At 60.2% G+C, this 18093-nt stretch carries 16 protein-coding genes; 6 read left to right on the top strand and 10 right to left on the bottom strand.

Annotated features, from left to right (window positions below; all coding sequences use genetic code 11):
- Positions 1-15: 15 nt before the first annotated feature.
- The gene (locus tag AC1DQM_RS10200; protein WP_477746127.1) at positions 16-1689 is read right to left on the bottom strand and encodes a putative bifunctional diguanylate cyclase/phosphodiesterase; all 1674 of its coding nucleotides are present in this window, start codon (positions 1687-1689) and stop codon (positions 16-18) included.
- A 262-nt stretch (positions 1690-1951) separates the two neighbouring features.
- On the opposite strand from AC1DQM_RS10200, the gene rep reads away from it, so the two are divergent.
- Positions 1952-3961: a DNA helicase Rep gene (gene rep / locus AC1DQM_RS10195; protein ID WP_018927510.1), complete on the top strand. Its 2010-nt coding sequence runs from the start codon at positions 1952-1954 to the stop codon at positions 3959-3961.
- A 57-nt stretch (positions 3962-4018) separates the two neighbouring features.
- The gene (locus AC1DQM_RS10190) at positions 4019-4591 is read left to right on the top strand and encodes a xanthine phosphoribosyltransferase (protein WP_018927509.1); all 573 of its coding nucleotides are present in this window, start codon (positions 4019-4021) and stop codon (positions 4589-4591) included.
- Positions 4592-4659: 68 nt separating this feature from the next.
- Here AC1DQM_RS10190 and AC1DQM_RS10185 read toward each other — a convergent pair whose 3' ends face one another.
- The 6 genes from AC1DQM_RS10185 to dadA form a co-directional block, all read right to left on the bottom strand.
- Positions 4660-6582, bottom strand: coding sequence for an acetyl-CoA hydrolase/transferase C-terminal domain-containing protein (locus AC1DQM_RS10185; protein ID WP_477746126.1), 1923 nt, complete (start codon positions 6580-6582; stop codon positions 4660-4662).
- Positions 6583-6711: 129 nt separating this feature from the next.
- A complete protein-coding gene (locus tag AC1DQM_RS10180; RefSeq protein ID WP_081625748.1) occupies positions 6712-7140 on the bottom strand; it encodes a c-type cytochrome in 429 nt (142 codons plus the stop codon).
- Between the two features lie 170 nt (positions 7141-7310).
- Positions 7311-7859 carry a cupin domain-containing protein gene (locus AC1DQM_RS10175; RefSeq protein ID WP_018927504.1) on the bottom strand — a complete coding sequence of 183 codons (549 nt, stop codon included), beginning with the start codon at positions 7857-7859 and terminating at the stop codon, positions 7311-7313.
- Between the two features lie 128 nt (positions 7860-7987).
- Complete coding sequence (gene alr, locus AC1DQM_RS10170) at positions 7988-9061, bottom strand: alanine racemase (RefSeq protein WP_477746125.1); 1074 nt, start codon at positions 9059-9061, stop codon at positions 7988-7990.
- Positions 9062-9171: 110 nt separating this feature from the next.
- Complete coding sequence (locus tag AC1DQM_RS10165; protein ID WP_018927502.1) at positions 9172-9525, bottom strand: RidA family protein; 354 nt, start codon at positions 9523-9525, stop codon at positions 9172-9174.
- Positions 9497-10801 carry a D-amino acid dehydrogenase gene (dadA, locus tag AC1DQM_RS10160; protein WP_064621369.1) on the bottom strand — a complete coding sequence of 435 codons (1305 nt, stop codon included), beginning with the start codon at positions 10799-10801 and terminating at the stop codon, positions 9497-9499. Before dadA ends, AC1DQM_RS10165 begins: the two co-directional genes overlap by 29 nt.
- A 156-nt stretch (positions 10802-10957) precedes the next feature.
- On the opposite strand from dadA, the gene AC1DQM_RS10155 reads away from it, so the two are divergent.
- A complete protein-coding gene (locus tag AC1DQM_RS10155; protein ID WP_003177284.1) occupies positions 10958-11446 on the top strand; it encodes an Lrp/AsnC ligand binding domain-containing protein in 489 nt (162 codons plus the stop codon).
- A gap of 3 nt (positions 11447-11449) precedes the next feature.
- Here AC1DQM_RS10155 and AC1DQM_RS10150 read toward each other — a convergent pair whose 3' ends face one another.
- The gene (locus tag AC1DQM_RS10150) at positions 11450-11803 is read right to left on the bottom strand and encodes a YkgJ family cysteine cluster protein (protein WP_064621370.1); all 354 of its coding nucleotides are present in this window, start codon (positions 11801-11803) and stop codon (positions 11450-11452) included.
- A 148-nt stretch (positions 11804-11951) separates the two neighbouring features.
- Between AC1DQM_RS10150 and AC1DQM_RS10145 the strand changes: the two genes are divergently transcribed.
- Positions 11952-13265 (top strand): NAD(P)/FAD-dependent oxidoreductase, encoded by a 1314-nt coding sequence (locus AC1DQM_RS10145; RefSeq protein WP_477746124.1) that lies wholly within the window; start codon positions 11952-11954, stop codon positions 13263-13265.
- A 51-nt stretch (positions 13266-13316) separates the two neighbouring features.
- On the opposite strand, the gene AC1DQM_RS10140 is transcribed toward AC1DQM_RS10145, so the two are convergent.
- On the bottom strand, positions 13317-13562 hold the full coding sequence (locus AC1DQM_RS10140) for a DUF1127 domain-containing protein (protein WP_018927498.1): 246 nt from the start codon (positions 13560-13562) through the stop codon (positions 13317-13319).
- Positions 13563-13741: 179 nt separating this feature from the next.
- On the opposite strand from AC1DQM_RS10140, the gene AC1DQM_RS10135 reads away from it, so the two are divergent.
- Positions 13742-15163, top strand: a complete 1422-nt coding sequence (locus tag AC1DQM_RS10135; protein WP_018927497.1) for an aminotransferase-like domain-containing protein — start codon at positions 13742-13744, stop codon at positions 15161-15163.
- A gap of 56 nt (positions 15164-15219) precedes the next feature.
- Positions 15220-16800: a phospholipase D family protein gene (locus AC1DQM_RS10130; protein WP_477746123.1), complete on the top strand. Its 1581-nt coding sequence runs from the start codon at positions 15220-15222 to the stop codon at positions 16798-16800.
- 16 nt (positions 16801-16816) lie between these two features.
- Here AC1DQM_RS10130 and AC1DQM_RS10125 read toward each other — a convergent pair whose 3' ends face one another.
- Positions 16817-17959, bottom strand: a complete 1143-nt coding sequence (locus AC1DQM_RS10125; RefSeq protein ID WP_477746122.1) for an MFS transporter — start codon at positions 17957-17959, stop codon at positions 16817-16819.
- Positions 17960-18093: the final 134 nt, after the last annotated feature.

Below are 18093 nucleotides of genomic sequence, written 5' to 3'. Positions count from 1 at the left end.
CACCGTTGTTTGTGGTTAGCTTACGACTTCCAGTAAGGGCTGCTGACTACTGCCGAAGGTCAAATACTCAACCAATTCCGCCAACGGCAACGGCTTGCTGATCAGATACCCCTGCACCTGATCGCACCCAAACCCGCGCAACAAATCCAGCTGCTCCGGTGTTTCCACCCCTTCGGCAACCACTTCGAGGTTGAGGTTGTGCGCCAGGTTGATCATGGCGTGCACCAGTTTGCGATTCTCTTCCCGCTCTTCCATGCCGCCGACAAAGCTCTTGTCGACCTTCAACAAGGCGATCGGCAGGCTGTTCAGGTGCACGAACGATGAGAACCCGGTGCCGAAATCGTCCAGCGAGAAGCGCACACCGAGCCGCCCGAGGGCGTCCATGGTCTGCTTGACCAGGTCACTGCGACGCATCACCGCGGTTTCGGTCAGTTCGAACTCCAGCCATTGCGCCTCGACCCCACGCTCGGCAATCAGCCGGCTCAAGGTCGCCAGCAACTGGCTGTCCTGAAACTGCCGGAACGACAGGTTGATCGCCATATGCAACGCCGGCAACCCCCGTTCGCGCAACGCCTGCATGTCCCGCAGGGCTCGGGAAATCACCCAGTAACCCAGCGGCACGATCAAGCCGCTTTGCTCGGCCAGCGGCACGAACTCGCTGGGGGGCAGCAAACCGCGTTCGCCATGACGCCAGCGCACCAAAGCTTCGAGGCCGACGATCTGGCCGTCCGCAAGGTTCAGGCGTGGCTGGTAATGCAACTCCAGCTCATCGCGACGCAAGGCCCGGCGCAGCTCGCTTTCAAGGTCGGCGATGCTGCGGGCATTGCGATTGATCCGCTCGTTGAAGATGTGAAAGGTGCAGCCTTGAGTACTCTTGGCCTGCTGCATGGCGATGTGCGCATGCCACATCAGCGGGTCGGCGCCGGCCTGCGCCCGGGCGTGAGCAATGCCGAGACTGGAACCGATCAACAGGCTTTCGCCGTCGATCCAATAGGGTTCGGACAGCGCTTCGGTAATCCGTTCGGCCATCCATTCGGCACGCTGGGGGGCGCGGCGGGTGTCGATCAGCAGGGCGAATTCATCGCTACCCAGCCGCGCCAGTTGATCGCCGGCCTCCAGCTGGCTTTTCAGCCGCGAAACCACCTGCAGGATCAACCGGTCGCCGGCCTGATGCCCGAGGGCGTCATTGGCGTGTCGAAAATTGTCGAGGTCGAGGTGACCGAGGGCCAGACCACGTCCGTCGTTTTCCGCCAGCCGCGCCGCCAGCAAGGTCTGAAAACCCTGACGGTTGGCGATGCCGGTCAGCGGATCCTGCTCGGCCAGGCGCTGCAAGGTGTTTTCCAGCACCCCGCGCTCACGCACATGACGCAGACAGCGGCGCAACATGCCGGGATCCAGCAGGTTGCGCACCAGCCAGTCGCTCACACCGTCGGGCGGCGCCAGCGGCTCGTGTTCGAGCAGCAACACCGTCGGCAGGCTGCAACGGCCGGGTGCTGGCTGCAGAGCAGGAATCGTCAACAACACCGCGCTGCGGTTGTCATCGAACAGGTTGCTGACCGACTCCCAGCTCGGCGCGCTGAGCAGCACTGCCGAACTCCCCATTGGAGCCAGACACTCGCGCAACAACGCTGCCCACGCCGGCTCTTGGGCCAGTAGCAGCAAACGCAAGGGTTCGACAGGCGTAGACAAGCTAGCTCCCTAGACTCTGCAAAGATGTAGGCGGCGCGCATTATGCCGCTCGGGTAACCAATGACCCAATATCATCGGTTATCAAACACGACTTCGAGTCTTGAATACGTACATTAGACGCGAATTCATTGCGCATCCTGCGTGAAAGTATCAAAACCGGCAAATAGAGATCGCGTGTTGCGTCACAAGTCGGAGAGAGCAGCACAATTCTCTGAGCCTGTTAAAATGCCGGCCCATTTCGCTAACGACTCCCTGATTTCGTATGTCCCGACTCAATCCCCGGCAGCAAGAAGCCGTGAGCTACGTCGGCGGCCCTCTTTTGGTGCTCGCCGGCGCAGGCTCCGGCAAGACCAGCGTGATCACCCGCAAAATTGCGCATCTGATCCAGAGCTGCGGCATCCGTGCCCAGTACATCGTCGCCATGACCTTTACCAACAAGGCCGCGCGGGAGATGAAGGAACGGGTCGGCACGCTGCTCAAGGGCGGAGAAGGCCGCGGCCTGACGGTGTGCACCTTTCACAACCTGGGCCTGAACATCATCCGCAAGGAACATGTGCGGCTGGGCTATAAACCGGGCTTCTCGATCTTCGACGAGACCGACGTCAAAGCCCTGATGACCGACATCATGCAGAAGGAATACTCGGGCGACGACGGCGTCGACGAGATCAAGAACATGATCGGCGCCTGGAAAAACGACCTGATCCTGCCGCCCGAAGCCCTGGAAAACGCACGCAACCCCAAGGAACAGACCGCCGCCATCGTCTACACCCACTACCAGCGCACGCTCAAGGCGTTCAACGCGGTGGACTTCGACGACCTGATCCTGCTGCCGGTAAAACTGTTCCAGGAACACGACGACATCCTGGAAAAATGGCAGAACAAGGTCCGCTACCTGCTGGTGGACGAATACCAGGACACCAACGCCAGTCAGTATTTGCTGGTGAAACTGCTGATCGGCAAACGCAACCAGTTCACCGTGGTAGGCGACGACGACCAATCGATCTACGCCTGGCGCGGCGCCCGCCCGGAAAACCTGATGCTGCTCAAGGACGATTACCCGTCCCTGAAAGTGGTGATGCTGGAGCAGAACTACCGCTCCACCAGCCGCATCCTGCGCTGCGCCAACGTGCTGATTTCGAACAACCCGCACGAATTCGAAAAGCAGCTGTGGAGTGAAATGGGTCACGGCGACGAGATCCGCGTGATCCGCTGCCGCAACGAAGACGCCGAAGCCGAGCGCGTGGCCGTGGAAATCCTCAGCCTGCACTTGCGCACCGACCGGCCCTACAGCGATTTCGCGATTCTGTATCGCGGCAACTACCAGGCCAAGCTGATCGAGCTGAAGCTGCAGCATCACCAGGTGCCTTACCGACTGTCCGGCGGCAACAGCTTTTTCGGACGCCAGGAAGTGAAGGACCTGATGGCCTACTTCCGCCTGATCGTGAACCCGGACGACGACAACGCCTTCCTGCGGGTGATCAACGTCCCACGCCGGGAGATCGGTTCGACCACACTGGAGAAGCTGGGCAACTACGCCACCGAGCGAAAAATCTCGATGTACGCCGCCACCGACGAAATCGGCCTGGGCGAACACCTGGACAGCCGCTTCACCGATCGCCTGTCGCGCTTCAAGCGCTTCATGGACAAGGTCCGCGAGCAGTGCGCCGGCGAAGACCCGATCTCCGCCCTGCGCAGCATGGTCATGGACATCGACTACGAGAACTGGCTGCGCACCAACAGCTCCAGTGACAAGGCCGCCGATTACCGCATGGGTAACGTCTGGTTCCTGATCGAGGCACTGAAGAACACGCTGGAGAAAGACGAAGACGGCGAGATGACCGTCGAAGACGCCATCGGCAAACTCGTGCTGCGCGACATGCTGGAGCGTCAGCAGGAAGAGGAAGATGGCGCCGAAGGGGTGCAGATGATGACCTTGCACGCCTCCAAGGGCCTGGAATTCCCTTACGTGTTCATCATGGGCATGGAAGAGGAAATCCTCCCGCACCGCTCCAGCATCGAAGCCGACACCATCGAAGAGGAACGCCGCCTGGCCTACGTCGGGATTACCCGAGCGCGTCAGACGCTGGCTTTCACTTTCGCCGCCAAGCGTAAGCAATATGGCGAGATCATCGACTGCGCGCCCAGCCGCTTCCTCGATGAACTGCCGCCGGACGACCTGGCCTGGGAAGGCAACGACGACACCCCGACCGAAGTCAAAGCCGTTCGCGGCAACAGCGCGCTGGCAGATATACGCGCGATGTTAAAGCGCTAGAATTAGCCACTTTTATTTAGACCTTCGGCACAAAAGACGCCAACAGAGGACAGCTTCATGGAAGCACTGCACAAGAAAATTCGCGAAGAAGGCATCGTGCTTTCCGACCAGGTCCTGAAAGTCGACGCTTTTCTGAACCACCAGATCGACCCGGCCCTGATGAAGCTGATCGGCGACGAATTCGCCTCGCTGTTCAAGGATTCGGGCATTACCAAGATCGTCACCATCGAAGCCTCGGGTATCGCCCCGGCGATCATGACCGGCCTGAACCTCGGCGTACCGGTGATTTTCGCGCGCAAGCATCAGTCCCTGACCCTGACTGAAAACCTGCTGTCGGCGACGGTCTACTCGTTCACCAAGCAGACCGAAAGCACTGTGGCGATCTCCCCGCGTCACCTGACCAGCAGCGACCGCGTGCTGATCATCGACGACTTCCTGGCCAACGGTAAGGCTTCGCAAGCGCTGATCTCGATCATCAAACAGGCCGGCGCGACCGTGGCCGGTCTGGGCATCGTGATCGAGAAGTCGTTCCAGGGTGGCCGTGCGGAACTGGATGCCCAGGGTTATCGAGTGGAATCGTTGGCTCGGGTGCAGTCGCTGAAGGATGGCGTTGTAACCTTCATCGAATAAAGCCACTACACCGAATAACCAATGTGGGAGCGAGCAGGCTCGCCCCCACATTTGATTTCGACTGCCAGTTATTGCGCGGTGGCTTTGAGGCCAGTGAGCAACAACCGCTGAAACAAATCCTCTTTCAATCCTTCGGGTTTCGTCAGCTGCATCCGCTCCAGATGCTCGGGAAACTCCGCCGGCTCCGGCGCATCCAGCGCCGCCTTGCCCAATTCCAGAATCTCCGTGAGCTTGAACTTGCTCTTCAACCAGTTCAGCGCCCGCAATAAATCCCGCTCCTGCGTCGTGAAATCGCAGCCCAACGGATATTCCGGAAACAGATTCGAATGCCGGGCCTGAATGGCCTGTAAACGCTGCGGGCTGTTGTCGGCGAAACGCGGATCGAGGCGAAAATGCTTCGATAATTTGCCAGCGTTCTGCGCCTGTTCGATCAGCCCCGGCTGGAAGCGTGAGTCGCTGATGTTCAGCAACGCCTCGATCACCGCCGCGTCGGTCTTGCCCCGCAAATCGGCGATGCCGTACTCGGTGATGACGATGTCCCGCAGATGCCGTGGGATCGTGCAATGGCCGTATTCCCAGACGATGTTCGAACTGACCTCACCGCCCGACTCGCGCCAACTGCGCAGGAGCAGGATTGAGCGCGCGCCTTCCAGTGCATGACCCTGGGCCACGAAGTTGTATTGCCCGCCAACGCCGCTGAGTACCCGCCCGTCTTCAAGTTGATCCGCCACGCCCGCACCGAGCAACGTCATGGTGAACACAGTGTTGATGAAGCGCGCATCAAGGCGCTGCAAGCGTTTGAGCTCTTCCTGACCGTAGAGCTCGTTGATGTAACTGATGCGGGTCATGTTGAATTCGAGCCGTTTGCTCTGCGGCAACTCGCGCAAGCGCTCGTAGAAACTGCGCGGCCCGAGGAAAAACCCGCCATGTACCGAGATGCCATCGGTTTGCGCCGACTCATTCAGCGTCCCGGCGTTCGCCTGCTGCTGGGTCTGCACATCCGGGTAGACCTTGCGTCGCACGATCCCGGCGTCCGCCAGCACCAGCAAGCCGTTGACGAACATTTCGCTGCAACCATAAAGGCCCTTGGCAAACGGTTCGACGCCACCTTCGCGCTCGATCAACTGCGCCCACTGGCTGAGATTCAGATCCGCCAGCAACGCCTTGTAACCGTCACTGTCCGCCTGCCGCGCCAGTAACGCCGCCGTCAGGGCATCGCCCATGGCGCCGATGCCGACCTGCAAGGTGCCCCCATCGCGCACCAGCGTGCTGGCGTGCAGCCCGATGAAATGATCCTGGCAACCTACCGGCATGTTCGGTGTGGAGAACAACGTGGTGTTGTCCTTGGCGTCGATCAGCAGGTCGAAGGTGTCGATGCCGACTTCCGCGTCACCGGGCATGTACGGCAAATCGTTGTGCACCTGGCCCACCATCAGGATCGTCTCCCCCGCTGCCCGGCGCTTGGCGATCATCGGCAACAGGTCGAGGGTGATGTCCGGGTTGCAGCTCATACTCAAGCGATCGGGATGTTCGCTGTGGCTGGCGACCAGTTGCGCCACCAGATTCAAACCGGCGGCATTGATGTCCCGTGCGGCGTGGCTGTAATTGCTGCTGACGTAATCCTGCTGGGCCGGGGCGCTGTTCAGCAGGCTGCCCGGTTGCATGAAAAACTGATGAATGTGGATGTTGTTCGGCAGGCTGTCGCGATGCAGGTCGGCGAGGAAATCCAGTTCCGGGTAATCGCCGAACACCCGCTCGATGAAGGGTTCGAGGAAGCGCTTTTGCAAGCCATCACCCAAGGGCGGACGACCGAGACACAGGGCGGTGTAGACCGTCAGCTGCCGCTCGGGCAGTTGCGCAATGCGTTGATACAGCGCGTTGACGAAGTGGTTGGGTTTGCCCAGCCCCAGCGGCAGGCCCATATGGATATGCGCCGGCAACCGTGCCAGAACGTCATCGACCGCCTGCTCGATAGAACACAACTGCACCATCTGATCCTCCCGCCCAACCCATGAATTGGGTTGAACCGAGCTTGCCGGGTCTTTGCTGCAAAGAATAGCCTCAGGCAAATCGCAGGCACAAAAAAGCCGCTCGCAAGCGGCTTTTCGTTGAAAACAGGCTTATTTCAGGCCAGACATCTTCTGGATGGCGCCTTCAAGGTCTTTCAGTTCGCAGTCACTGCATGTGCCTTTTGGTGGCATCGCATTGAGCCCGCTCAACGCTACCTTCGCCAAGCCAGCAGCGGTGCCGCCTTCTTTATCGGCACGTTTTTTCCAGTCTGCGGCATCACCGATCTTCGGTGCGCCCAACAGGCCGGTGCCATGGCAAGCATTGCAGTGTTTGGCAATAATTTCGTCAGGAGTTTTCGACGCACCGCCGCCAACCGAAGCAGCGACTTCCATCCCCTTGCATTCTTTACCCTGCACACAGACTTGGCCGACTGGTTCAAGACGTTTAGCGATATCGTCGTTGGTCGCAGCTTGTGCGCTGACTGCCCAAAGGGCCAATACGGTTGCTGGTGCGGCCAGCATTTTCATAATTAGGTTCACGCGTACACCCTCAATGGTGGCTAGTCACGCCTGCGGCCACGGTTCGCAGGCGGGCGCAAGTATAGCGGTAAGCCCGCCACACTGAAACAACCCCAAAGTCGAAGGGGTCTTATCACAAGGCGGGAATACAGCATGGGCGTCTGTGCAATCCGGGCACGACGCCGTGCCTCTTAGAAATTCGCTGGAGTGGCTGCGCTGATTAGTCGCGCCGGGGCATCGAACGGATTCCGGAAACGGTGCGGCTTGGTACTTTCAAAGTAGTAGCTGTCGCCGGCCTCGAGCACAAATGTTTCGAGCCCTACCACCAGTTCCAGCCGACCCTCCACCAGGATCCCGGTTTCCTCGCCCTCGTGGGTGAGCATCTCCTCGCCGGTGTCGGCGCCTGGCGGGTAGATTTCGTTGAGGAACGCGATAGCCCGGCTCGGGTGAGCCCGACCGACGAGCTTCATGGTCACTGCGCCATCGGAAATATCGATCAGCTCGTGGGCCTTGTAGACGATCTGAGTCGGCTTTTCCTGCAGGATTTCTTCGGAAAAGAACTCGACCATGGACATGGGAATCCCGCCCAGTACCTTCCTCAGCGAACTGATCGAGGGGCTGACGCTGTTCTTCTCGATCATCGATATGGTGCTGTTGGTAACACCCGCGCGTTTGGCGAGCTCACGCTGGGAAAGACCTTTGAGCTTACGGATCGATTGCAGTCGTTCACCGACGTCCAATGCTGGAGCCTCCAGGGATTCAGGTTGCAAGAATATTGAGCGTTATCATGGCGACAGCGTTCAGTATTTACAACACTTGCGCCTGAATCCAGCCTGGCGAAGCGACTTTCGGTCGGGAGCGCTGTTTGTCAGGCCCCGGAATAGAGCAGCGGAACCCGACGCAGGTTGCAGAAGATCTGATAAGGAATCGTGTCGGCGGCTGTCGCGACATCACTGGCGAGGATATTTTTACCCCATAGCTCGACGGGCGAACCGAGGCCGGCTTGCGGCACGTCGGTCAGGTCGACGCAGAGCATGTCCATCGATACCCGCCCAAGCAATTGACTGCGCTGCCCGGCCACCAGCACCGGCGTGCCGCTCGGAGCCTGACGCGGATAACCATCGGCATACCCCATCGCCACCACACCCACACGCATCGGCTTGGGGGTGACGAATTTCGCGCCGTAACCAATCGGCTCGCCGGCCGGCAGTTCACGCACGCAAATCACCTTCGATTCCAGGGTCATCACCGGTTGCAGGCGAGACGCCACGGCATTGGCCTCTTCGAACGGCGTCGCGCCGTAGAGCATGATGCCCGGGCGCACCCAGTCGCTCGGAATCTGCGGCCAACCAAGCACCGCCGGCGAGTTACGCAGGCTGATTTCGGCCGCCAAACCCTTACGCGCCGCTTCGAATACCGCGACCTGATCGACGCTGGCGTGGCAGTGCAGTTCATCGGCACGGGCGAAGTGACTCATTAACACGATCTTCGCCACTTTGCCGCTGGCCAGCAGCCGTTGATAGGCGGCCTGGTAATCCGCTGGATGCAGGCCAACCCGATGCATGCCGGAGTCGAGCTTGAGCCACACCGTAATCGGTTTGCTCAGCGTGGCTTTTTCGATGGCTTCGAGTTGCCACAACGAATGCACCACACACCAGAAGTCATGCTCGACGATCAGCGCCAACTCATTGGCTTCGAAAAAACCTTCCAGCAGCAACACCGGCGCACGAATACCGGCGGCACGTAGCTCCAGGGCCTCTTCGATACACGCCACGGCAAAGCCGTCCGCCTCGGCTTCCAGCGCCTGGGCGCAACATACCGCGCCATGACCATAGGCATCGGCCTTGATCACCGCGAGGGCACGGGCACCCGTGACATCACGGGCAATCCGGTAGTTGTGGCGCAGGGCTTGGAGGTCGATCAGGGCACGGGCAGGACGCATGGCGGCAGACTTCTAGGCGATCATTGGAAAAAAACCGGCGCTGGCTGACAGCGTGAACCACCAACAGCGCCGGGAGAGGGATCTTTGTGACTTGATTTATGGCAGAGCGTTTATGGCAGCGCGGCAACGACCGACAGCTCGACCAGGATTTGCGGTTCGCACAGCTTCGATTCGACCGTGGCACGGGCCGGCGCGACGCCTTTTGGCAGCCACTGGTCCCACACCGAATTCATGCCTGCGAAGTGCGCGTCGATGTCTTTCAGGTAAATGGTCACCGACAGCAGACGGTTCTTGTCCGTCCCGGCCAGATCCAGCAAACGCTCGATATTGGCGAGGGCTTCACGGGTCTGCTGTTCAATCCCGGCACTCATGTCGTCGCCGACCTGTCCTGCCAGATACACAGTACCGTTATGGACAACGATCTGGCTCATGCGCTCATTGGTGAGCTGGCGCTGGATTGACATGTTTTGCAGGCTCCTTAAGTGTGTTGCCATAACGGGAAATATCGAGGCCTTCGGCGCTGATCTGCGGCGTTCTCTTGGCCATCAGGTCAGCCAGCAAACGACCGGACCCACAAGCCATGGTCCAGCCGAGCGTACCGTGGCCCGTGTTCAAGAACAGGTTTTTGAACGGTGTGGCACCGACAATCGGCGTGCCGTCCGGAGTGGTCGGACGCAGGCCGGTCCAGAAACTCGCTTCGGGCAGATTGCCGCCCTGAGGATAAAGGTCGTTGACGATCATCTCCAGGGTTTCGCGCCGGCGCGGGTTCAACGACAGGTCAAAACCGGCGATTTCAGCCATGCCGCCGACGCGGATGCGGTTGTCGAAGCGGGTGATCGCGACCTTGTAGGTCTCATCGAGAATGGTCGACGTCGGGGCCATCGCCGGGTTAGTGATCGGCACGGTCAGCGAGTAACCCTTGAGTGGGTACACCGGGGCCTTGATGCCCAGCGGCTTGAGCAACTGCGGCGAGTAACTGCCGAGGGCCAGCACGTAACGGTCGGCGGTTTCCAGCTTGCCATCGATCCACACACCGTTGATGCGATCACCGGCGAAGTCGAGGCGCTGGATGTCCTGGCCGAAACGGAACTCCACACCCAGTTTCACGGCCATTTCGGCCAGGCGGGTGGTGAATATCTGGCAGTCGCCGGTCTGGTCGTTCGGCAGGCGCAAGGCACCGGCGAGGATGTCGGTGACGCTGGCCAGGGCCGGTTCGACCCGGGCAATGCCGGCGCGGTCGAGCAGTTCGAACGGCACACCGGACTCTTTCAGCACGGCGATGTCTTTGGCGGCGCCATCGAGCTGCGCCTGGGTGCGGAATAGCTGGGTAGTCCCCAGGCTACGGCCTTCGTAGGCAATGCCGGTTTCGGCGCGCAATTCGTCGAGGCAGTCGCGGCTGTACTCGGACAGACGCACCATGCGCTCCTTGTTCACCGCGTAACGGCTGGCGGTGCAGTTGCGCAGCATCTGCGCCATCCACAGGTATTGGTCGATATTGGCAGTGGCCTTGATCGCCAATGGCGCGTGACGCTGCAACAGCCACTTGATGGCTTTGAGCGGCACGCCCGGTGCGGCCCACGGTGAGGCATAACCCGGCGAAACCTGCCCGGCGTTGGCGAAACTGGTTTCCATGGCCGGCGCTGGCTGACGGTCCACAACCGTCACTTCAAAGCCGGCTCGTGCCAGATAATAGGCACTGGCGGTACCGATGACGCCGCTACCCAAGACCAGAACGCGCATTTTCATATCCCTCATCGCGGCTTACCGCTGACGTTTATTGTGCAGACCGAAGATGTGGGCAGTTTAAAAAAGATTAGCCAGTGCTTTTCACTATATAAGTGCTTATATTTGGCGACAATTCTCGGCAAAAACCCTTTTCACGGAGGCGCATCCCCTATGCGGACCAACACTCAGACCAAACGTGAGCTGGACAAGATCGACCGCAACATCCTGCGGATCCTGCAAGCGGACGGGCGTATCTCCTTCACCGAACTGGGGGAAAAGGTCGGCCTCTCCACCACCCCCTGCACTGAACGGGTACGGCGCCTGGAGCGCGAAGGGATCATCATGGGCTACAACGCCCGGCTGAATCCGCAGCACTTGAAGGGTAGTCTGTTGGTGTTCGTCGAGATCAGTCTCGACTACAAATCCGGCGATACTTTCGAAGAGTTCCGACGCGCGGTGCTGAAACTGCCCCACGTACTTGAATGCCATTTGGTGTCAGGGGACTTCGATTACCTGGTGAAAGCGCGGATTTCCGAAATGGCCTCGTACCGCAAATTGCTGGGCGACATCCTGCTCAAGTTGCCGCATGTGCGCGAATCCAAGAGCTATATCGTGATGGAAGAAGTGAAAGAGAGTTTGAGTCTGCCGATTCCGGATTGAGCCCTACACCAACACCTGCCGGGTACTGGCCATGTATTCGTGGATCTGCTTCTCGACCCGCGGGTGAATCAGCTCCACCGGCCGCCGTCCATTGGGGCAAGGCAATGTCTTGGTGGTACCGAACAGACGGCAAATCAGCGGTCGCTCGTCATACACCGTGCAGCCGTTGGGCCCCAGATGGACGCAATTGAGTTCGTCCATCGCCGCGTCCTGCTCGGCCCGGGTCTTGCGCGGCAGGCGGGACATTTCTTCGGGCGAGGTAGTGACCGGCCCACAGCAATCATGGCAGCCGGGCACGCACTCGAAGGTGGGAATCTGCTGGCGCAGCGCGCGAATTTTCTGACTGTTGCAGCTCATCGAAGCGGTGACCCGAATGCGGAATAGACCGGGATTCTGACGCAAAAGCCCCAATCCAGACAGCGCCAACCGACCAATGTTGCCCGTATCCGAAGGGGCGGCTTATGCTCCGTCAACTTTTTCAAACACACGCATCAGGATGACGTCCATGAACGCCCCCGTTCAGCAACCTGCCCCTAACCACCGGCACGTCGCCTCTTATTACGCCGCCAGCAGCCTGCCGCAACCCGACCTTCCGGCGCTCACAGGTGAGCTGGTTGCAGACGTGTGCGTGGTGGGCGGCGGGTTCTCGGGGCTGAACACCGCGCTGGAACTGGCTGAACGAGGCTTGCGCGTGGTGCTCCTTGAAGCGCACAAGATCGGTTGGGGCGCCAGCGGACGTAATGGCGGGCAATTGATTCGCGGCGTCGGCCATGGCCTCGATCAGTTCGCCAACGTGATCGGTGCAGACGGCGTGCGTCAGATGAAACTGATGGGGCTGGAAGCGGTGGAAATCGTCCGACAGCGAATCGAGCGCTTTCAGATCCCTTGCGACCTGACCTGGGGCTACTGCGACCTCGCCAACAAGGCCCATGACCTGGAAGGCTTCGCTGAAGACGCCAGCGAGCTGCGCAGCCTCGGTTACCGTTACGAAACCCGTCTGCTGCAAGCCAACGAAATGCACAGCGTGGTGGGTTCCGATCGCTATGTCGGTGGTTTGATCGACATGGGCTCCGGGCATCTGCACCCACTGAACCTGGCACTGGGCGAAGCGGCCGCAGCCCGGCAATTGGGCGCCAAACTGTTTGAGCAATCGGCTGTAACCCGCATCGATTATGGCCGCGAGGTCAAGGTCCACACCGCCCGGGGCTCGGTCCGCGCCAAGACCCTGGTGCTGGGCTGCAACGCCTACCTCAACGATCTCAACCCGCAACTTGGCGGCAAGGTGCTGCCCGCCGGCAGTTACATCATCGCCACCGAACCCTTGAGTGAAGAGCAGGCTCACGCGCTGCTGCCGCAGAACATGGCGGTCTGCGATCAACGGGTAGCGCTGGATTATTACCGACTCTCGGCGGACCGCCGCCTGCTGTTCGGCGGCGCCTGCCATTATTCAGGACGCGATCCGAAAGACATCGCCGCATACATGCGTCCGAAGATGCTGGCGGTGTTCCCGCAACTGGCCGGGGTGAAAATCGACTATCAGTGGGGCGGGATGATCGGCATCGGGGCTAATCGCCTGCCGCAGATCGGCCGGCTCAAGGAGCAACCGAATGTGTATTACGCCCAGGCCTATTCTGGTCATGGCGTAAACGCCACGCACCTGGCAGGCAAGTTGTTGGCTGAGGCCATCAGCGGCCAGCACAGTGGTGGTTTCGATCTGTTTGCCAAGGTGCCGCACATTACCTTTCCAGGCGGCAAACATTTGCGCTCGCCGTTGTTGGCGTTGGGAATGCTTTGGCATCGTCTTAAAGAACTGGCCTGAACCCTTGCAGGAGCTGCCAAAGGCTGCACCTGCAAGGGATCGCGGTTCATCTCACAGATGCCAGAAAGGTTTAAGCCCCTCCTCCCGCGCCTGCTCCCGACTCAACCCGACATCCTTGAGTTGCTCCGGCGTCAGCTCCAACAACGCCTTACGCGTGTGCAGACGATGCCAGAACAGACCCCAGCGCCCCAGGCAGGACGGTGCATTGCGCATAATTGCCTCGCGCGCGCCGTTCTGTTGCCCTGCCGCCAGTTCCTGACTGTGTAACGTCAGCCGCACATCGCTCAAGCCGTTCATTTTCGTCGCTCCTGTTTACTTGGGTAGCCAGAGCTTTCATGATGCGCGGACGGCAAAAAGCATTACAGATTCAACAGAGCAGTATTAATTCCATACAGTTTTTCTGTTTCGGCCTCTGAATCGCTTATTTTTGCCCCATCTGTATTGGTTAACCGAATCACCCACATCGAGACTGCACCATGACCCTTTACGTCAACCTCGCCGAGTTGCTCGGCACACGTATCGAACAGGGCTTCTATCGCCCCGGTGACCGGCTACCCTCGGTGCGGGCGCTGAGTGTCGAGCACGGGGTCAGCCTGAGCACGGTGCAACAGGCCTATCGAGTGCTGGAAGACGTAGGCCTGGCGATGCCCAAACCCAAATCCGGCTATTTCGTACCGGTGAGCCGCGAACTGCCAGAGCTACCCGTGGTCGGCCGCCCAGCCCAACGACCGGTGGATATTTCACAGTGGGATCAGGTGCTGGAACTGATCCGCGCCGTGCCGCGCAAGGATGTCGTGCAGTTGGGCCGCGGTATGCCGGACATCACCTCGCCGACCATGAAACCGCTGCTGCGCAACCTCGCACGTATCAGCCGCCAGCAGGACATGCGAGGCCTGTATTACGACAACATCTGCGGCACCCTCGAACTGCGCGAACAAATCGCCCGCCTGATGCTCGATTCCGGCTGCCAATTGAGCGCCAACGATCTGGTGATCACTACCGGTTGCCACGAAGCGCTGTCGACCAGCATCCGCGCCATCTGCGGACCGGGTGACATCGTCGCAGTGGATTCGCCAAGCTTTCACGGCGCCATGCAGACCCTCAAGGGCCTGGGCATGAAAGCGCTGGAAATCCCCACCGACCCGCTCACCGGCATCAGCCTCGAAGCGTTGGAACTGGCGTTGGAGCAATGGCCGATCAAAGCCATACAGTTGACCCCCAACTGTAACAACCCGCTGGGCTACATCATGCCGGAGTCACGCAAACGTGCGCTGTTGAACCTCGCACAGCGTTTCGACGTGGCGATTATCGAGGACGATGTGTATGGCGAACTGGCCTACACCTACCCCCGCCCGCGCACGATCAAATCCTTCGACGAAGACGGCCGCGTCCTGCTCTGCAGTTCCTTTTCCAAGACCCTGGCACCGGGCCTGCGCATTGGCTGGGTCGCGCCGGGCCGGTATCTGGAGCGCGTGCTGCACATGAAGTACATCAGCACCGGCTCCACCGCGACGCAACCACAGATTGCGATTGCCGAATTTCTCAAGGCCGGGCACTTCGAACCACATTTGCGGCGGATGCGGATGCAATACCAGCGCAATCGCGACGCAATGATCGATTGGGTCACCCGTTATTTCCCGGCCGGCACCCGCGCCAGCCGTCCGCAAGGCAGCTTCATGCTGTGGGTTGAGCTGCCGGAGGGCTTCGACACCCTGAAACTCAATCGCGCACTGCATGATCAGGGCGTACAGATTGCCGTGGGCAGTATCTTTTCCGCCTCGGGCAAATACCGTAATTGCCTGCGGATGAACTACGCTGCCAAAACGACCCCGCAGATTGAAGAAGCTGTGCGCAAGGTCGGTGCGACAGCAATCAAACTGCTGGCGGAAACCGACTGACCTTTCTTCGGGATACGGCGTCCATATGCTATCCGCCACCATCCGGAATATGCGCCGTGAGAATCAGACAGCCCCTGCTTGCTCTGCTGTTACTCGCCTCGTTCCTGGGTGGCTGCACGACGCTCCACGTCCCTCGCGAACCGAGCCAGGCCCTGCCGGCGACCGACTCTGCTTTCGGCCGCTCGATCCAGGCCCAGGCCGCTCCCCACCAGGGTCAGTCGGGCTTCCGCTTGCTATCCGATAGCACCGAGGCCTTCACCGCCCGCGCCGAGCTGATTCGAAATGCCCAAAGCAGCCTCGATTTGCAGTATTACATCGTCCATGACGGCATCAGCACACGGATACTGATCAGCGAGCTGCTCAAAGCCGCCGACCGAGGCGTGCGGGTGCGGATTCTGCTCGACGACACCACCAGCGATGGCCTGGACCAGATCATCGCAACCCTCGCTGTCCATCCGAAGATTCAGATCCGCGTCTTCAACCCGCTGCACCTGGGCCGCAGCACCGTCGTGACGCGTACCATGGGCCGGCTGTTCAACCTGTCGCAGCAACATCGCCGCATGCACAACAAACTGTGGGTGGCGGACAATAGCGTGGCAATCGTTGGCGGGCGCAACTTGGGGGACGAGTACTTCGATGCCGAGCCCAACCGTAATTTCACCGACATCGACATGCTCAGCGTCGGCCCGGTTGCCGAGCAGCTGGGGCATAGCTTCGACGAGTATTGGAACAGTGCTCTGAGCAAGCCGATCGAGCAGTTTCTCTCGATCAGGCCGACACCCAAGGACCTGGAAAATACCCGGACGCGACTGGACGAATCCCTGGAGGAAACGCGCAAACAGAATCACGCGCTCTACCAACAGTTGATGACCTATACCACTCATCCTCGCCTGGAGACCTGGCGCCAGGAGCTGATCTGGGCCTGGAACCAGGCGCTGTGGGACGCACCAACCAAGGTGCTGGCCGACGGCGAGCCGGCTCCGTACTTGCAGCTGTCCACCCAGTTGGCACCCGAGCTCAATGGAGTCAGCAAGGAGTTGATCATGGTCTCGCCCTACATCGTACCCGCCCAACCGGGCCTGGTGTACCTGACCGGTCGCGCCGATGCCGGCGTGTCGATAAGTTTGCTGACCAATTCACTGGAAGCCACCGATGTGCCGGCCACGCACGGTGGTTACGCACCTTATCGCAAAGCCTTGCTGGAGCATGGCGTGCAGCTGTTCGAATTACGCCGCCAGCCCGGCGACAACGGAGGCAGCGGCAGTGGACCGAGCCTGTTTCACAGCGGGAGCAGTTCCTCCCGTAGCTCCGACTCCAGCCTGCACAGCAAGGCCATGATCTTCGACCGACAAAAAGCCTTCATCGGCTCATTCAATTTCGACCCGCGCTCGGTACTGTGGAACACCGAGGTCGGAGTACTGGTGGACAACCCACAGCTCGCCGGACGGGTGCGTGAATTGGCGCTGGAGGGTATGGCGCCCCCTCTCAGCTATCAGGTCCGACTGGAAAAGGGCCAGATGGTCTGGGCCACTGAAGATGACGACAAGCCGCACACACTGACCAAAGAACCGGGAAGTTGGTGGAAGCATTTCAATTCATGGCTCAGTAGCATGGTCGGCCTGGAGCGGATGCTGTAGCTTGAATTACCTGGAGCTATGCCGGCTGCACCACCCCAAACGCCCCCTGCCGCGATACCAGAATCACCAACCCCAACGCGCCCGCCGCCATCAGCAACGGCAAGGCGTGCCCGCTGACCCACTGGCTCCCGGCACCGGCCGCCAACGGCCCGATCAGGCAACCGATCCCCCACAGCTGCGCGATATGGGCATTGGCCCGCACCAGCGCATCGTCGCGGTAACGCTCACCGATCAGAATCAGCGACAAGGTGAACAGACCGCCGGCGCTGGCGCCAAACAACACCCACAGCGGCCAGATCAGCAACGTATCGATCAGCAATGGAATCGCCAGGCTCGACAGCAGCAAGAGCATTGCGCAGCCGGTAAACAATGTACGCCGCGACAAGCGATCAGCCAGCGCACCAATCGGCAATTGCAGCAAGGCATCCCCCACCACCACCGTACTGACCATCGCCAGGGCGATTTCCGTGGTGAAGCCCTGACGCAGGCAGTAGACCGGCAACAAGGTCAGGATCATCGCTTCGAACGCAGCAAACAGCGACACCGCCCAGGCAATTGCCGGCAGGCCACGGCAGAAGTTCAGCAAATCGTTGAGGGTCACGCTGCAGGCTTCACTGGTGGGTGCTCCGCTACGACCCAGCAGCAGGAACGGTGACGTCATCAGCAAACCGACGCCCACCCAGAAACCGTAATCGTGCTCGGTGCCCAACGCCCCCAACAGTAGCGGCCCGGCCAGCTGACTCAGCGCATAACTGCTGCCATACAGCGCTACCAATCGGCCGCGCCATTGCTCGACCACCAGTTGGTTGATCCAGCTTTCACCAAGGATGAAGACGAGTGTCAGGATCACCCCGATCATCAACCGCAGCACCAGCCAGATCGGGTAGCTCGGCCATAGCGCTAGCAAGCCGATGGACACCGCCCCGGCCCACAGGCACAGGCGCATCAGATTGGCCGTGCCAAGACGGGCCGCGAGATGGCTGGAGATCTTCGCCCCCAGCAACACGCCAATGGCCGGCATCGCCGCCATCACGCCAATCGCGAACGAGCCGTAACCCCAGCCTTCCAGGCGCAGCGACACTAACGGCATGCTGACGCCCAGGGCCAGGCCGACACTCAAGACAGACGCCAAGACGGCGAAATAAGTCGCCCAACGCATGTTCCACGCTCCTGTGGATTGTTATTTTTACTGGCCGCACAAAGTAAATGTGGGAGCGGGCTTGCTCGCGAAGAGGCCATCACATCCAACATCATCGTTGGCTGTTACGGCGCCTTCGCGAGCAAGCCCGCTCC

The sequence above is a fragment of the Pseudomonas sp. 01L34 genome, assembly GCF_056400265.1.
Note: the sequence above shows the minus strand (reverse complement) of the source record. Positions and strands in the feature narration are given on the sequence as shown.

Coding starts and splice junctions, on each gene's coding strand:
- AC1DQM_RS10185 (WP_477746126.1), bottom strand. CDS start 6,582: ATGGTGCAGTTGTGTTCTATCGAGCAGGCGGTCGATGACGTTCTGGCA.
- AC1DQM_RS10145 (WP_477746124.1), top strand. CDS start 11,952: ATGAACGCCCCCGTTCAGCAACCTGCCCCTAACCACCGGCACGTCGCC.
- alr (WP_477746125.1), bottom strand. CDS start 9,061: ATGCGTCCTGCCCGTGCCCTGATCGACCTCCAAGCCCTGCGCCACAAC.
- dadA (WP_064621369.1), bottom strand. CDS start 10,801: ATGCGCGTTCTGGTCTTGGGTAGCGGCGTCATCGGTACCGCCAGTGCC.
- AC1DQM_RS10155 (WP_003177284.1), top strand. CDS start 10,958: ATGCGGACCAACACTCAGACCAAACGTGAGCTGGACAAGATCGACCGC.
- AC1DQM_RS10140 (WP_018927498.1), bottom strand. CDS start 13,562: ATGAACGGCTTGAGCGATGTGCGGCTGACGTTACACAGTCAGGAACTG.
- rep (WP_018927510.1), top strand. CDS start 1,952: ATGTCCCGACTCAATCCCCGGCAGCAAGAAGCCGTGAGCTACGTCGGC.
- AC1DQM_RS10135 (WP_018927497.1), top strand. CDS start 13,742: ATGACCCTTTACGTCAACCTCGCCGAGTTGCTCGGCACACGTATCGAA.
- AC1DQM_RS10190 (WP_018927509.1), top strand. CDS start 4,019: ATGGAAGCACTGCACAAGAAAATTCGCGAAGAAGGCATCGTGCTTTCC.
- AC1DQM_RS10150 (WP_064621370.1), bottom strand. CDS start 11,803: ATGAGCTGCAACAGTCAGAAAATTCGCGCGCTGCGCCAGCAGATTCCC.
- AC1DQM_RS10165 (WP_018927502.1), bottom strand. CDS start 9,525: ATGTCAATCCAGCGCCAGCTCACCAATGAGCGCATGAGCCAGATCGTT.
- AC1DQM_RS10125 (WP_477746122.1), bottom strand. CDS start 17,959: ATGCGTTGGGCGACTTATTTCGCCGTCTTGGCGTCTGTCTTGAGTGTC.